Raw genomic sequence first — 15800 nt, 5'->3', positions numbered from 1 at the left:
CATGACCAATCGTTGTCGAAGCCTGCAACAACCATAGCAAAGCGAGCCTGAAACGAGCGTCGCTTGTATAAATACAAAGGAGTGACCATGCGCTTTCTGCCTGGCCTGATTTGCCTGCTACCCCTTTTGAGCCCCCTGGCTCATGCCGAACTGATCGATGACATCAATGACCGTGGCGAACTGCGCATTGCCCTTGAGGCCAACACCGCGCCCTTCAACTTCAAGGAAGACGGCAAACTCACCGGCTTCGAAGTGGAACTGGGTGAAATGCTCGCGGCGGAACTCGATGTACGGCCCGATTTCGTGGTCACCGATGCCGGGGATCTGCTGCCCGGTGTGGAGAGTGGCAAGTACGACGTTGCCATCAACCACATAGCAATGACCCCGGAACTGGCCGAACGTTTCGACCTCAGTGCCGCTTACAGCCATCCGGATGCACAATTGCTGGCGAGCAAGGAGGAGCCGCAGCGTCCGTTGGTCATGGCGCAGTCGTTCCAGCCGGAAGAAGAGAAGAGCGGCCCGCCGCCGAGCCTGGTGATTCCGTTCCAGAAGGGCAACCCGGCGTTCAAGGCCAGCCTGGATAACGCCCTGACGCGTATCAAGGATGACGGGAGGCTGGAGCAGTTGTCGCAGAAGTGGTTGAAAAAACAGGAGTGAGGCTTCCAGGCGATGAGGCCAAGCCATCAAGCTTCGTTGACTGTTGGACCGCTATCGCGAGCAAGCTCGCTCCCACATGGGAGCTGCGGTGCTCACAGATCATGAGTTCGGAACTGATCGAGTGTGGGAGCGAGCTTGCTCGCGATGGCGCCCTCAAATCCTAAGCAGGTCTGCGCCAGACACTCGCCAACCAAGGCTGTTGCTCCCGCGGCAGCCCCGCCGGCCGGTAATAATGCTCCAGCTCTACAAAACCCGCTTGCGTGAGCAATGTGCGCCAGGCCGCGAGGTCGTGATAGGCGCCGAAGCGCTGGCCGTTCCAGCCTTCCTGGTTTTCGCCCCGAGGGTTCGAGCTGAACAGCACGCCGCCGGGCTTGAGCGTGGTGTGCAGTTGCTTGAGTACCCGAGGCAGCTCCTGGACGGGGACATGAAACAGCACCGCGTTGGCGAAAATCCCGTCAAAGCGTTCGGTCGGCAGGTCGAGTTCCAGGAAGTCCTGCTGCCACACCTCACAACCGCTGTCCTGGCGCGCCATGCGGGCAAATTCCGCTGAACCGTCGAGGCCGACCGCGACATGGCCCATGGCCGTAAATGTGCGCAGGTCGCGCCCCGGGCCGCAGCCGAAATCCAGGATGTGCAGCGGTGCCTGGCCCTGGATATGGCGCAGCAAGGCGTCGATGTTCTGGCTGACATCATGGTCGCGGGTGCCTTCGCGGAAGCTTTCTGCCACGGCGTTGTAATGGCTCAGGGTCGTGGCGGTGATGGTGTGCAGGTCGTCGGCGGTGTGTTTCATGGGTATTGGCTTGGGTGGGAAACGTTGGGCTGACTATACCGCACATCCACGGGTCACCCCCTGTGGGAGCAAAGCTTGCTCGCGATGAACGATGACACGGTATTGAAGTTGAAACCGTGTCGCCTGTTCGCGAGCAAGCTGGGCTCCCATAGTCCCTACAAACTCAGCGCTTATTCAAGCCCCGCGCCAGGCGGTCACCCCCCAATTGGATCACGGCGACCAACGCCACCAGCAACACGATCACCGTGAGCATGATCTGGCTGTCGAAACGCTGGTAGCCATAGCGGTAGGCGATGTCGCCCAGGCCACCGGCACCGATGGCCCCGGCCATGGCCGAGGAGTTGATCATGGTCACCAGCGTGATGGTGAAACCGCCGACGATGCCCGGCAGGGCTTCGGGCAGCAGCACATGCCAGACGATGTGCCAGCGGCGGCAGCCCATGGCCTGGGCCGCTTCGATCAGGCCATGGTCGACTTCCCGCAGGCTGACTTCGGCGATACGGGCGAAGAATGGCGTGGCGGCGATGGTCAGCGGTACGACCGCGGCCCACACGCCATAGGTGGTGCCGACGATCAGCCGGGTGAACGGAATCAGCGCCACCATCAGAATCAGGAACGGTATCGAGCGGAACAGGTTCACGAACGCGCCCAGGGCCCGGTTCAAGGCCGGCGCTTCATAGATCCCGCCCTTGCCGCTGGTGACCAGGATCACCGCCAGCGGTATGCCCGCCAGCAACGCGATCAACGACGACACGCCGACCATCAGGAACGTGTCGATGAAACCCTGCAACAACCGATCAAACCACATAACCCAGCACCTCCACCCGTTGCGCCCAATTGCCCGCCCGTTGCCGCAGTTCTTCGGCGCCCCACGACGAACCGCTCACGGCCAGCAGCAATTGCCCCAGCCCGTGGCCCTGAATCCGTTCGATGCCGCCGTGCAGCAAGCGCACTCGCCCACCCAGGGCGCTGAACAAGGCGGCAAGATCCGGTTCCTCGCGATCTATGCCGGTGAATTGCAGGCGCAGCACCGTAGCCGCGTCCGCCGACGCCGGCAGCGCCTGCAAGCGACTTTGCAGTTCTTCCGGGATGGCGTGTTGCAACGGCGCCAGCAGCGTCCGGCTGACCTCGTGTTGCGGGTTGCCGAAGACTTCCCAGACCGGTCCCTGCTCGACGATCCGCCCCTGCTCAAGCACCACCACCCGGTCGCAGACTTCGCGAATCACCGCCATTTCATGGGTGATCAAGACGATGGTCAGGCCCAGCCGCTGGTTGATCTCGCGCAGCAGGCCGAGGATCGACTGGGTGGTCTCCGGGTCCAGGGCCGAGGTGGCCTCGTCGCACAACAGGATCTGCGGGTCATGCACCAGCGCCCGGGCAATCCCGACGCGTTGCTTCTGTCCGCCCGAAAGCTGCGCCGGGTAGGCCTTGTGCTTGCCGTGCAGCCCCACCAGCTCCAACAGCTCGCGGACTTTGCGCTGGCGCTGCTCCTTGGGCACGCCGGCGACCTTGAGCGGCAGTTCGACGTTCTGCCACACGGTCTTGGCCGACATCAGGTTGAAGTGCTGGAAGATCATGCCGATGCGCCGACGCAGCGCCACCAGGTGGTCTTCATCGAACTCGCCGATGTCCACCCGGTCGATCAACACCCGGCCACTGGTGGGTTGTTCGAGCCGGTTGATGGTGCGGATCAGCGAAGACTTGCCAGCACCGCTGCGGCCGATGATGCCGAACACTTCGCCGCGCTGGATCGCCAGGTCGATGCCCTGCAGCGCGGCCACCGGGCCCTGGCTGCCGTTGTAGGTCTTGCCCAGGCCGATGAAGCGCACGTGGGCACGGTTCAACTCTGGATGCAATTCAGTCTGGTCGGCGCTTTGCGGCGCGGGGGCTTCGTCGCGCAGTCGCGCGTTGACGGCGTTCATGTCAGCCTTCCCAACCGGCCTGGTAGAGCTTGCCGTGGGCCTTGTCCAGGGCGGCGCGCACGACTGGCGAGTGCTGGTAGATGTCGACGAACTTGATCAGCCGTGGATCGTTCTGGCTCTTGGGCTGGATCACGAACTGAATCACGTATTCCTTGTGATCGAGGCCGTCGAACAGCAAGGCCGAGCTGGCATCGAAGGTCTTGGCCAGGCGGATGTAGGCCGGGTAGCCCTGTACCAGGTCGGCGTCTTCATAGGCGCGCACCAGTTGCACCGCTTCGACTTGCAGGATCTTGAGTTTCTTCGGGTTGGCGACGATGTCGTCTTCGGTGGCCTTGTAGCCGACGCCCGGCTCAAGGCTGATCAGCCCGGCCTTGGCCAGCAGCTGCAGGCCGCGACCGCTGTTGATCGGGTCGTTGGCAATGGCGACGCTGGCGCCTTCGGGCAGTTCGTCGAAGCTTTTGTATTTTTTCGAATAGAGACCAACGTTGTTGATGATCCCCGGCGCAAATGGCACCAGGTCGAACCCGGCGGCGGCCTTGGCATTTTCCAGGAACGGGATGTGCTGGAAGTAATTCACGTCGATGTCACCAGAGGCCAGGCTGACATTGGGCGCGATCCAGTCGCTGAACTCCACCAGTTCGACCTTCAGGCCTTGCTTGCCGGCTTCTTCGACCGCTGCCTCCAGGGGAATGGCGAACGCGGCGGTGGTGCCGATCTTCAACGGTGCGTCGGCGGCAAACAGCGCCGAGCTGAACAGGCCGAGGGCCAGGGCCAGTGCTTTGACTGGCAGGGTCAGGAGTTGCGTGGTCATGTCGGTTATTCCAGTCATTGATTAATTGAGCCGTGCGCTTTTTGGCGGTAGGTCGAACCGGTGTGTTGTTCGGGTAGATGGGCCTCTGCGCGGAACAGCTTTTCCCGCAAGGTGCCGTTGTCGTATCCGGTCTTGTACGAGCCGCGTCGCTGCAACTCGGGGATCACCAGGTCGATGAAGTCCACGTAGCTTTGCGGCGTCACGATGCGAGTCAGGTTGAAGCCATCGAGGCCGGTTTCGGCAATCCACGACTCCAGCTCATCGGCCACCTGTTCGGGCGAGCCCACCACCGTGATGTAGCGACCGCCCAAGGCGTGTTGCTGCAACAATTTGCGCCGGGTCCAGTCGTTGTTCTGCAGGGTCTTGGTGGCGGACTGGATGGCGTTGCTCTTGACGTACTGGATCGGCTCGTCCAGTTCGTACTGGGAAAAATCGATCCCCGTCGACGCGGAAAAATGCGCCACCCCGGCTTCGGCACTGGCGTAGCTGAGGTACTCGGCATGCTTGGCCCAGGCGGCCGCCTCGGTCTCGCCGACGATCACGTTCAGGCCCATGAACACCTTGATGTCCCCGGGGTTGCGTCCAGCCTCGATGGCACTGGCGCGGACCTTGTCCACCTGGGCCTTGGTCGCCGGTTTGTTCTGGCCGCTGATGAACACGCACTCGGCGTGCCGCCCGGCGAACAGCAAGCCACGCTCGGAACTGCCGGCCTGGAACAGCACCGGGGTGCGTTGGGGCGACGGTTCGCACAGGTGATAGCCCTCGACCTGGTAGAACTCGCCTTGGTGGCGGACCTTGTGCACTTTCTCCGGTTGGGCATAGATTCGCTGCTCGCGGTCGTTGAGCACGGCGTCGTTTTCCCAACTGCCCTCCCACAGCTTGTAGAGCACTTGCAGGTATTCATCGGCCTGGTCGTAGCGGCGGTCATGCTCGACTTGCGCCGTCAGGCCCATGGCCTTGGCGGCGCTGTCGAGGTAGCCGGTGACGATGTTCCAGCCGACCCGGCCGCGACTCAGGTGGTCGAGGGTGCTCATGCGTCGGGCAAACAGGTAGGGCGGTTCGTAGGTCAGGTTGGCGGTGAGGCCGAAGCCCAGGTTTTTCGTCACGGCGGCCATCGCGGAGACCAGCAGCAATGGGTCATTGACCGGCAGTTGGATCGACTCTTTGAGCGTGACATCCACCGACTGTTGGTACACGTCATAGACGCCGACGATGTCGGCGATGAACAACCCGTCGAACAACCCGCGCTCGAGCAATTGCGCCAGGGCGGTCCAGTATTCGAGGGTGTTGAACTGAGTCGAGGTGTCCTGGGGATGAGTCCACAGCCCATGGTTGATGTGCCCGATGCAGTTCATGTTGAACGCGTTGAGCAGGATCTTTTTCTTGCCGGCCGCCATCAGATGGTCCCCCGCAGCGGCGGTTTTTCGTCGTTGAGGTAGAAGTTGCCCACGGCGTGGTATTTCCAGCGCACCGGGTCATGCAGGGTGTGCACCCGGGCGTTGCGCCAGTGACGGTCGAGGCCATGTTCGGCCAGGGTCGCCTGGCTGCCGGCCAATTCGAACAGCGTGCTGCTGGCGGCCAGGGATATTTCGGTGCTGATGGCACGGGCTTCGGCCACGGCAATCGAGGCGGCGGCGACCGTGTCGGCCCCGGTGTCGGCCTGGGCCCGGTCGAGGAATTCACCGGCGCGTTCCAACAGGGCTTCGGTGGCATGCAGGCGGATGCTCAGTTGGCCGAAACTCTTGAGGGTGTGCGGGTCTTCGGTGGCGACGTCGCTGGTGGCATCGATCCAGGGACGGGTTTTGCTGCGGACAAAATGCAAGGCGTCTTCATAGGCGGCGCGGGCGATGCCGGTGTCGATGGCGGCGTGAAGAATCTGCGCCAGTGGCCCCACCGGTGTGGGACGTTCGAAAGCACTTTGGAAGGGCACGATGTCGTCGGCGGCGACATACACGTTTTCAAACACCACCGAGCCACTGCCTGTGGTGCGCTGGCCGAAACCGCTCCAGTCGTCGATCACCGTCAGGCCTTTGCTGTCACGAGGGACGAATGCCAGTTGTTGCACGCCGTTTTCATCCACCACCGAGGTGGGGATACGCTGGGCATAGATAGCCCCCGTGGCGTAGAACTTGCGGCCGTTGATGCGATAGCCCTCGCCGTCGCGGCGCAGTTGGGTGGTGCGGTCATGGGCAGTCTTGGTGCCAAGTTCGGCCAGGGCGTTACCAAAACGTTGCCCGGCGAGCACTTCGGCGTACAGGCGTTGTTTTTGCGCTTCGGTGCCGTTTACCCGCAGCACCTCCAGGGCGTAGAAATGATTTTGCGGAATCTGCCCCAGCGAGCCGTCGGCCTGGGAAATCAGGGCAATAACTTTGGCCAGGGTAACGTTGGACACACCGGCACCGCCGTAGGCCTTGGGTACACTGATGCCCCATAGGCCAGAGCGGGAGAAGGCCTCCAGTTCCGGGTACGGCAAGCGCCGCTCGCGGTCGCGCAGGGCACTGTCGCGCTTGAAGTCATCGGCCAGGTCACTGGCCACGATCAGGGCTTGTTCATCGCTGGTGATCACCGCGACGTGTTGAGAAAACGTCATGTACTGCTCCAGAGGTCGGGTCGTCAGATCCAGGAATGCCGGGCCGGCAAGGTGCCGTTCAGGTGGTAGGCGCCTATCGCGTGATACTTCCAGCGCACCGGATCGTGCAGGGTATGGACCCGTGCGTTGCGCCAGTGGCGGTCAAGATTGAATTCGGCGAGGGTGGCGCGGCTGCCGGCCAGCTCGAACAGTTTTTCGCTGGCTTGCAGGGCGATCTCGGTGGTGAGTGCCTTGGCTTCGGCCACGGCAATCGAGGCGCGGGCGGACGATTGCGCGGTGATGGGAGCAGCACTGACTTGGTCCAAGACTTGTCCAGCCTTGCGCAGCAACGCTTCGGCGGCGTGCAACTCGATTTTCAGCTTGCCGATGTCGGCGATCACGTAGAGGTCATCACTGGCCCGCTCGACCTTGGCGTCGATCCAGGGCCGGGCCCGTTCGCGCACGAAGGCGATGGCATCGTCGATGGCGCCACGAGCAATGCCCGCATCGATGGCGGCCTGGATCAGTTGGGAAATCGCCCCTTGTACACCGGGCGTTTCGTTGATGCGCCAGTTCTCCAGGACCAACTCGGCATCCACCCGCACATTGTTCAGCAGTACGGTGCCGCTGGCTGTGGTGCGTTGGCCGAAGCCCGACCAATCGTCAACGATCCGCAGGCCCGGGGTGCCGCGCCGCACGAACGCCAGCACTTGCCGGCCCTCGTCATTCAGTGCCTTGACCGCGACCCAGTGGGCGAACAGTGCGCCAGTGGAGTAGAACTTCTGGCCATTGATGACGAAGCCGTCGCCGTCGGCGGTGATCCGCGCCTTGAGTTCAAGGGTGTTGCGAGTGCCACGTTCGGGCCCGGCATTGCCGATGCGCCAGCCTTCGAGCACGCTCTGCAACAGGATTTTTTTCTGCCGTTCGGTACCGGTACCGAGAATCAGCTGGAGCACGCCGAACTGGTTCTGGGGGATTTGGCCCAGGGCTGGGTCGGCGGCGGAAATGATTGCGAATACGTCGGCCAGGGTGACGAACGAAACCTGCGGGCCGCCGTAGGCCCGGGGAACGGCGATGCTGCCCAGTCCGCTGCGGGTGAATTGCTCGATTTCCGCCCAAGGCAACTTGCGTTGCTGGTCACGACGCGCGGCTTGCTGGCGGGCGACCTGTGCCAGTTCATGGGCGGCTTTGATCGCCTCGGCATCGTTGCGCAACACCTGTGCGGGCAACAGCAGGGGGGCGATGTCCAGGTCGCTCTGGACCTTTGCTTGCGCCAAATCCGACATTACAGCCACTCCGTGGCTGCGGGCAGTGCCTTGGCATACTGCACTGGGGCGATTGTGTTCCGTTCCATACCCACCTCACATCTCAAGAAACGCCGCGATGAAGACGGCGAGCAAAAATCTAGAATGTCCGGTGGTCCGGTTTATATACCCTAAGCGTGTGTAAATTATTTTTGAACTAACTTTTAGGAATATATATAGGTTAGATTCAATTGGAAGGAGTCCTCTGTGGCGAGGGAGCTTGCTCCCGCTGGGTTGCGCAGCAACCCTTCTGTTACCGGTGGGCGCTGCGCACCCAAGCGGGAGCAAGCGCCCTCGCCACCAAAAGCGCTTTGTATCAAGGCGCTCGATGTCGCGGTTCAGCGGCCATGAGGGCCTCTTTCGAGGGCTTCTTCGGATAGGGATTGGCGCAACCGATCTTCAACGTCCGTGGCGGTGCCCAGTGGGAATTGTTGCCCACGCGGTCGAGGATGCAGTAGGTCACTTCCAGGCGCAGGTCTTCTCCCGCCTCCAGGATGATCTGCGGCGGGACCCAGATATTGATCGGCTGGCCGACCTCGCTGGCGGTGAGTGCAGGCAGGTCCATGCGCACATCGCCCCAGCGCAGGGTCACGGCATCGCCGACGGCCATGTTCAGGTAGGGTTCGATGGTCAGCGGTACGCCGCGCTTGATCTGGCTCGGGTTCACCCCTTGGCGCCGGACGGTGGTGGGAATGCGCACCGGCGCCAAGCCCTGGTTTTCATCGCCGCTCAGGGCCAACGGTTGGCCGCCGGGGCAATCGAGCTTCACCAGCACCTGTTGCTTGGCCGACAGCGCCGGCCCGCGTCCGACCTGCATCACCCGATAATGGATGCGCGAGGTGCCGTTGACGATGAAGCTCTCCGGGACCCGCATCGTGATGTTGCCCAGCACGTCGGCCTGGGACAGCACGCGCGAACCGACGTAGCAGTTGTCCCAGAACAGTTCGATCAGGTCACCGGTGTCCATGCCGGGGTAAGGCGCAATAGCCACCTCCAGGTGAGCGGCGTTGGTGATATTGATGCCAGTAGGGTGGGCATTGGCCAGTGTGGGGGCGGCCAGTTCAGGACTCTTCGACTTACATGTCATGGTGTTCTCCTTGATGCTTGAAAACTAAGTCCGTTTCGGGAAGATCAAAAGGCGATAGATCATCGCGATGTATATGTTATGGGTGTAGTCATAGGGGCTGTCTGCGCTTAGTCACTGCGCAAACTAAAATACGGTGCGTCGCCTGTCGGGCACTAGATAAGGGCTCTACAGTTTCAGTGTCAATAGAGCCGATTGCTTAATAACTCGTTGTGAAAGGCTTCAGAAACGTCCTACGTGTGCATGTTAAGAATGCGCGGCGCGGCAGGCCAATTTCCTAGGCGCATCGGCTTTTTCGAAAAGGGCTAGAAGCCGCGCCTGACAACTAAGTTTGTGAGGTGGGTGGAGGGAAAATGTTGCGAGAGTTATATATAGGTTACTTCCTATATAAAAACGGAGGCTTTTAGTCGGGTGTAAATTGCAAGTTGTGTCGTTCGGATAAAAGAGCGGCGATGTCGTGTTAGTTGTGCGGCGGCCTCACTTCCATCCCTGGAAGTGATAACACTGGATTTACTGGTCGCTGTGTCCGGCAGAGAGGAACTTGCTGAGGAACTGTCGCGTGCGTTCTTCCTTGGGGGCCGCAAACAAGGCCTTGGCTTCGCCTTGTTCGACGATCACGCCTTTGTCGAAAAACACCACACGGTTGGCCACGTCCCGGGCGAAGCCCATTTCGTGGGTCACGATGACCATGGTGCGCTTTTCTTCGGCCAGGCCGCGAATGGTTGCCAGGACCTCGCCTACCAGCTCCGGATCGAGGGCCGAGGTCGGCTCGTCGAACAGGATCACCGCTGGTTCCATCGCCAACGCCCGGGCAATCGCCACGCGCTGTTGCTGGCCGCCGGAAAGGCGCCGTGGGTAGGCGTTTTCCTTGCCGGCCAGCCCGACCTTGGCCAACAGCTTGCGCCCCAAGGCTTCGGCGTCGGCGCGGGGAATTTTCTTCACCACTTGCGGGCCTTCGGTGACATTTTCCAAGGCGGTGCGGTGGGGAAACAGGTTGAAGTTCTGGAACACGAAGCCCACCTGCTGGCGCAAACGGCGCACCAGGCCTTGTTGCTGGTTCAGCGGACGACTGCCATCGATCTCGATGTCGCCGACCTTGATCCGGCCACTGGTAGGCTCTTCGAGGAAGTTCAGGCAGCGCAGGAAGGTCGTCTTGCCCGAGCCGCTGGGGCCGATGATCGCAACCACTTCGCCTTCTTCGATCTTCAGGTCGATGCCGTTGAGCACCACCTGACCCTTGAACTGCTTTGTCAGTTTTTCCACGACAATCATGGGTCAGGACTCCTGGTCATGCCGATTGACCCGGGCTTCCAGGACGTTCTGCAGGTGCGAGAGCACGGTGGCAAGAACCCAATAGATCAGCGCGGCGGCAAGGTACATAGTGAAGATTTCGAAGGTTCGCGCGGTGATCAACTGCGCCTGGCGGAACAGCTCCGGCACCTGGATGGTCGCCGCCAGCGCAGTGTCCTTGACCAGGGAAATGAAGCTGTTGCCCAACGGTGGCAGGGCCGTGCGTGCGGCTTGCGGCAGGATGGCCCGGCGCAGGGTCTGGGCGCGGGTCATGCCGATACTCGCCGCCGCTTCCCACTGGCCGCGCTCGATGGAACTGATGGCGGCCCGCAGGATTTCACACGCATAGGCGGCCATGTTCAGCGAGAAGCCGATCAGCGCCGCAGGCAGCGGATCCAGCTCGATGCCCAGTTGCGGCAACCCGTAATAGATCACGAACAACTGCACCAGCAACGGCGTGCCGCGAAAGAACGACACGTAGATGCGGGCAATCCAGCTCACCAGTTTGAAGCGCGACAGGCGCATCAGCGCCAGGCCGAACCCCAGCAGCAAGCCGAAAAACATGCCGCCCAGGCTGAGGATGACCGTGTAATACGCGCCCTTGAGCAGGAAGGGCGCGGAGTCCAGTGCGAGTTGAAGAGCTGCTTCCATTATTGAGTAACGTCAGCGCTGAAGTATTTTTCCGAAAGTTTCTTCAGCGTACCGTCGGCGCGCAGTTTCTCGATGGCCTTGTTCACGGCTGCCAGCAGTTCGGGCTCGCCTTTGCGCAGGGCAATACCGGCTTCCTGGCGGGAGAAGGCTTCGCTGGTGACGGTGGTGTCCTTGGCTTTCTTGGCGTATTCCAGTGCGGCCAGACGGTCGATCAGGATGGTATCGATACGGCCGACGCGCAGGTCCTGGAACTTGGTTGGGTCGTCATCGTAGGTTTTGACTTGGGCGCCCGGTACTTCAGCTTTTACCCACTGTTCGTAGTTGGTGCCCAAGCCCACGCCGACTTTCTTACCGTCCAGGTCAGCGGCCTTCTTGATGTTCAGCTCGTCGGCTTTCTTGGTCAGTACCAGCGCTTGAATCCCGGAAACGGTGTACGGCTCGGAGAAGTCATACTTTTTCTTACGCTCCTCGGAGATGGTCACCTGGTTGACCACTGCGTCCAGACGCTTGGATTCCAACGCCGCGAGGATGCCGGCCCATGGGGTCGTCTGCAGCTTGACCTTCACACCCAATTCCTTGGCCAGGGCTTCGGAGAATTCCACTTCGAAGCCGGTCAGCTTGCCGCTGTCATCAACGAAGCTGAACGGTGGATAAGTGCCTTCCAGGCCGATCTTGATTTCACCGGCATCCTTGATTTTTTGCAGTTGCTCACCGGCAACCGCTTGCCCCAACAGCCCGGCGCTCAATGCCAGGCCCAGCGAACCGACCAACAGGTTGCGACGTAATGCAGAAAAATTCATGACAAGCCCCTGTGTTTTCTTATGAAGAGATATTTTGGCTGAGATAAGGCGTAGCCGCGATCCGAAAAGATTGCCACATCCTGCCTTAAAGCAACCTGGGCGTCTCGCGGCAAATACGCCTGCGGCGAGACTATAAGCTGGCTTTTATAGATTGGAAAATAATATTAAATCAACCATATATGCCTGTTTGGAATGACCCCCTGTGGGAGCGAGCTTGCTCGCGATAGCAGTGGGTCAGCCCAATTCCAATCAGCTGACACACCCTCATCGCGAGCAAGCTCGCTCCCACATTGAGGGTTTCCACATCTTCAGAAGACGGTGTTATAGGCAAACAACGCCGGTGCGCCGCCGGTGTGCAGGAAGATGATCGGGCCTTCGTCGAAGCGGTCGCGGCCAATGCCATCGAGCAGGCCGGCCACGGCCTTGCCGGTGTAGACCGGATCGAGCAACAGGCCTTCCAGGCTGGCCAGCAGCTTGACCGCCGCCAGTGTCCCGGCGTTCGGTTCGCCGTAGCGGGGGGCAAAATATTCATCCCACAGGATCACTTTGAACGCTTCCGGAAGGGCGACTTCGAGTAACGCTGCCGTGCGCTCGGCCAGGCCCTGGACCTTCGGAAACTGGTCCTCCTCGCTGCGCGAAACCGTGACGCCAATGACCGGAAGCGCCGGCAGGCTTTCACTCAACGCCAGCGCCAGGCCGCTGTGGGTCCCGGCACTGCCCGAGGCCAGTACCACGGCAGCGAACTCGATTCCGGTGTCCTTGATCTGCTCGGCCAGTTCCAGGCCGGCGCGCACATACCCCAGTGCGCCCAAGGCGTTCGAACCGCCAATCGGCACCAGGTAGGGCTTTTTCCCATTGCTGCGCAGGCGTCCGGCGAGGGCCTGCAATTGCTCGTCGGCGTTGTCCAGGTTTTCCACTAGCTCGACCTTGGCGTCGAACAGCTCCAGCAGCAGTCGGTTGCCGTTGCCCAGGTAATTGCTGTCTTCGGTGCCGATGGGGTTTTCCAGCAAGGCCACGCAACCCAGGCCCAGCTTCGCGGCCAGGGCGGCGGTCTGGCGTACGTGGTTGGACTGGATCGCCCCGGCGGTGATGAGGGTATCGGCGCCTTGGGCGATGGCATCGGCGGCCAGGTATTCGAGCTTGCGCAGTTTGTTGCCGCCCAAGGCCAGGGGCGTCAGGTCGTCGCGCTTGATGTAGATGTCCCGGCCGAGCCAGTTGGAGAGGCGGTCGAGTTTTTCCAACGGTGTCGGATGGCTGAGCAGGTCGAGACGGTTAAAGCGAGACAACTGTTCTTTGATCATGGGTCCGTACTGGTTGTAGGCGATGTCTGGACTATAGGCACGCGGATATTCGTGGGCAACCGGCAATCATTTGTTTGGAAGTAAACCAGCGACGGGCAGGGAGTGACACATGATTTATGAACACCTCAAATCCTGTGGGAGCGAGCTTGCTCGCGATAGCGGTGGTTCAGTTGGCCTCTGTATTGACTGACATACCGCCATCGCGAGCAAGCTCGCTCCCACAGGGGGCTGTGTATATGGCTTAGGCACTGAACGAATGCTCACCAGGCAACGTCATACCCTCCCGTAGGCTAGCGTAGGAAACATGCCGTTGAGCCCTGCGATTAGTCCTTAGCTGCCTATTCATGTTTAACTTGAACGTTCATTCAAGTTAAACCGTCGGTTTGCTGCCCGCTCACAATAAGGAGGCTTGCTTTTGCCGAGTCCGTTTTCGACCCTCGCCGTTTCGCTGCCCGGGGTGCCTCGCCCATGAGTGCTTCGTCCCTGCCACCCAGCGGCCTGGTCCGCATGAACCCGCCGGTGTTTTACTTCGCCGCGACCTTCATCCTGCTGTTCGGTCTGGTGGTGATTGCCATGCCCGCCCAGGCCGGTGCCTGGTTGCTGGCCGCGCAGAACTGGGCGGCCAATACGGTCGGCTGGTACTACATGCTCGCGATGACGCTGTATCTGGTCTTCGTGGTGGTCACCGCCTTGTCCGGCTACGGCAAGATCAAGCTCGGTGCCGACCACGACGAGCCCGAATTCAGCTATCTGTCCTGGGCCGGCATGCTGTTTGCCGCCGGCATCAGCATCACGCTGTTTTTCTTCTGCGTTTCCGAGCCGCTGACCCATATGGTGCAGCCGCCCCAAGGCCAGGCCGGTACCGCCGAGGCGGCGCGCCAGGCCATGCAGATCCTGTTCTTGCATTGGGGCCTGCACGGCTGGGGCGTCTTTGCGTTCGTCGGCATGGCCTTGGCATATTTCGCCTACCGGCACAATTTGCCGCTGGCCCTGCGTTCGGCGCTGTACCCGCTGATCGGCAAGCGCATCAATGGCCCCATCGGCTACGCCGTGGACGGTTTCGGCATTATCGCGACGGTGTTCGGCCTCGGCGCGGACATGGGTTTCGGTGTGCTGCACCTCAATTCCGGGCTCGACTACCTGTTCGGCATTGCTCACACCCAGTGGATTCAAGTTGGTTTGATCGTGCTGATGATGGGCGCGGCGATCATCGTCGCGGTGGCCGGTGTCGACAAGGGCGTGCGGGTCATGTCCGACATCAACATGCTGCTGGCCTGTGCGTTGTTGCTGTTCGTGCTGTTCGCTGGGCCCACCCAGCATTTGCTCAATACGTTGATCCAGAACATCGGCGATTACCTCGGCGCCTTGCCGATGAAAAGTTTCGACCTGTACGCCTACAACAAGCCCAGCGACTGGCTGGGCGGCTGGACGGTGTTCTACTGGGCCTGGTGGATCGCGTGGTCGCCGTTCGTGGGCCTGTTCATCGCGCGGATTTCCCGTGGCCGCACCATCCGCGAATTCGTGTTTGGCGTGCTGCTGATCCCCCTGGGTTTCACCCTGGCGTGGATGTCGATCTTCGGCAACAGCGCCATCGACCAAGTGCTGAACCACGGCATGAGTGCCCTGGGCATGTCCGCCCTGGAAAACCCGTCGATGAGCCTTTACCTGCTGCTGGAAACCTACCCGTGGAGCAAGACCGTCATCGCGGTCACCGTATTCATCAGCTTCGTGTTCTTCGTCACGTCCGCTGACTCGGGCACCGTGGTGCTTTCGACGCTGTCCGCCAAGGGAGGCAATCCCGATGAGGATGGGCCGAAGTGGCTGCGGGTGTTCTGGGGCGCGATGACGGCCCTGGTGACCAGTGCGTTGTTGTTCTCCGGCAGCATCGATGCCTTGAAGTCGGCGGTGGTGCTGACGTCCTTGCCGTTCTCACTGATTCTGCTGTTGATGATGTGGGGCCTGCACAAGGCGTTTTACCTGGAGTCCCAGAAGCAGATCGCGCAATTGCATTCCCTGGCGCCGGTGTCGGGATCGCGCCGGGGCACGGGCGGCTGGCGTCAGCGCTTGAGCCAGGCGGTGCATTTCCCCTCCCGTGACGAGGTGTACCGTTTCCTCGACACCACGGTACGCCCGGCCATTGAAGAGGTGACCGCGGTGTTCGTCGAGAAGGGGCTGACGGTGGTGACCCAGCCCGACCCGGCCAACGACAGCGTCAGCCTGGAGATCGGTCACGGCGAGCAGCATCCGTTCATCTACCAGGTGCAGATGCGCGGCTACTTCACGCCGTCCTTCGCCCGCGGTGGCATGGGCTCGAAGGAGCTCAACAACCGGCGCTACTACCGTGCCGAGGTGCACTTGAGCGAAGGCAGCCAGGATTACGACCTGGTGGGCTACACCAAGGAGCAAATCATCAACGACATCCTCGACCAGTACGAGCGGCACCTGCAGTTCCTGCATTTGGTGCGCTGAGCGAGGCCGTAGGTTTTCCATCTTTACCGGCCTCATCGCGAGCAAGCTCGCTCCCACAGGGGCAAGTGATTCCTTCTTGGAGGGCCGCTGACTCCCTTGTGGGAGCGAGCTTGCTCACGATAGCGGTTTGGCGGACGCCGCCGGGCGAAGCT

At 61.3% G+C, this 15800-nt stretch carries 14 protein-coding genes; 2 read left to right on the top strand and 12 right to left on the bottom strand.

Annotated elements, in window-relative coordinates:
- Positions 1-87: 87 nt before the first annotated feature.
- Positions 88-657, top strand: coding sequence for a transporter substrate-binding domain-containing protein (locus AO356_RS10305; RefSeq protein WP_060739695.1), 570 nt, complete (start codon positions 88-90; stop codon positions 655-657).
- A 160-nt stretch (positions 658-817) separates the two neighbouring features.
- Here the strand turns inward: AO356_RS10305 and AO356_RS10300 are convergent, their stop codons facing one another.
- From AO356_RS10300 to AO356_RS10245, 12 genes are all read right to left on the bottom strand, one after another.
- Positions 818-1447 (bottom strand): class I SAM-dependent methyltransferase, encoded by a 630-nt coding sequence (locus tag AO356_RS10300; protein ID WP_060739694.1) that lies wholly within the window; start codon positions 1445-1447, stop codon positions 818-820.
- 163 nt (positions 1448-1610) lie between these two features.
- Positions 1611-2255, bottom strand: coding sequence for a methionine ABC transporter permease (locus AO356_RS10295; protein WP_025211262.1), 645 nt, complete (start codon positions 2253-2255; stop codon positions 1611-1613).
- Entirely contained in the window at positions 2245-3369 is a 1125-nt protein-coding gene (locus tag AO356_RS10290; RefSeq protein ID WP_060739693.1) for a methionine ABC transporter ATP-binding protein, read from the bottom strand. The genes AO356_RS10295 and AO356_RS10290 overlap by 11 nt, the downstream gene beginning before the upstream one ends.
- A 1-nt stretch (position 3370) precedes the next feature.
- Positions 3371-4180 (bottom strand): MetQ/NlpA family ABC transporter substrate-binding protein, encoded by an 810-nt coding sequence (locus tag AO356_RS10285; protein ID WP_060739692.1) that lies wholly within the window; start codon positions 4178-4180, stop codon positions 3371-3373.
- Positions 4181-4194: 14 nt separating this feature from the next.
- On the bottom strand, positions 4195-5577 hold the full coding sequence (locus AO356_RS10280; RefSeq protein ID WP_060739691.1) for an LLM class flavin-dependent oxidoreductase: 1383 nt from the start codon (positions 5575-5577) through the stop codon (positions 4195-4197).
- Positions 5577-6770 (bottom strand): SfnB family sulfur acquisition oxidoreductase, encoded by a 1194-nt coding sequence (locus AO356_RS10275; RefSeq protein ID WP_060739690.1) that lies wholly within the window; start codon positions 6768-6770, stop codon positions 5577-5579. Before AO356_RS10275 ends, AO356_RS10280 begins: the two co-directional genes overlap by 1 nt.
- A 23-nt stretch (positions 6771-6793) precedes the next feature.
- Complete coding sequence (locus tag AO356_RS10270; RefSeq protein ID WP_060739689.1) at positions 6794-8035, bottom strand: SfnB family sulfur acquisition oxidoreductase; 1242 nt, start codon at positions 8033-8035, stop codon at positions 6794-6796.
- A 334-nt stretch (positions 8036-8369) separates the two neighbouring features.
- On the bottom strand, positions 8370-9140 hold the full coding sequence (locus AO356_RS10265; RefSeq protein WP_060739688.1) for a hypothetical protein: 771 nt from the start codon (positions 9138-9140) through the stop codon (positions 8370-8372).
- A 507-nt stretch (positions 9141-9647) separates the two neighbouring features.
- Complete coding sequence (gene tcyN / locus AO356_RS10260; protein ID WP_060739687.1) at positions 9648-10409, bottom strand: L-cystine ABC transporter ATP-binding protein TcyN; 762 nt, start codon at positions 10407-10409, stop codon at positions 9648-9650.
- A gap of 3 nt (positions 10410-10412) precedes the next feature.
- Positions 10413-11078, bottom strand: coding sequence for a cystine ABC transporter permease (gene tcyL, locus AO356_RS10255; protein ID WP_060739686.1), 666 nt, complete (start codon positions 11076-11078; stop codon positions 10413-10415).
- Positions 11078-11878, bottom strand: coding sequence for a cystine ABC transporter substrate-binding protein (gene tcyJ, locus AO356_RS10250; RefSeq protein WP_060739685.1), 801 nt, complete (start codon positions 11876-11878; stop codon positions 11078-11080). Before tcyJ ends, tcyL begins: the two co-directional genes overlap by 1 nt.
- Positions 11879-12186: 308 nt before the next feature.
- Positions 12187-13179: a D-cysteine desulfhydrase gene (locus tag AO356_RS10245; RefSeq protein ID WP_060739684.1), complete on the bottom strand. Its 993-nt coding sequence runs from the start codon at positions 13177-13179 to the stop codon at positions 12187-12189.
- 507 nt (positions 13180-13686) lie between these two features.
- Between AO356_RS10245 and betT the strand changes: the two genes are divergently transcribed.
- Positions 13687-15648 (top strand): choline transporter BetT, encoded by a 1962-nt coding sequence (betT, locus tag AO356_RS10240; protein ID WP_177431747.1) that lies wholly within the window; start codon positions 13687-13689, stop codon positions 15646-15648.
- Positions 15649-15800 lie beyond the last annotated feature (152 nt).

It is taken from the genome of Pseudomonas fluorescens (assembly GCF_001307275.1).
Lineage (GTDB): Bacteria > Pseudomonadota > Gammaproteobacteria > Pseudomonadales > Pseudomonadaceae > Aquipseudomonas > Aquipseudomonas fluorescens_AA.
Note: the sequence above shows the minus strand (reverse complement) of the source record. Positions and strands in the feature narration are given on the sequence as shown.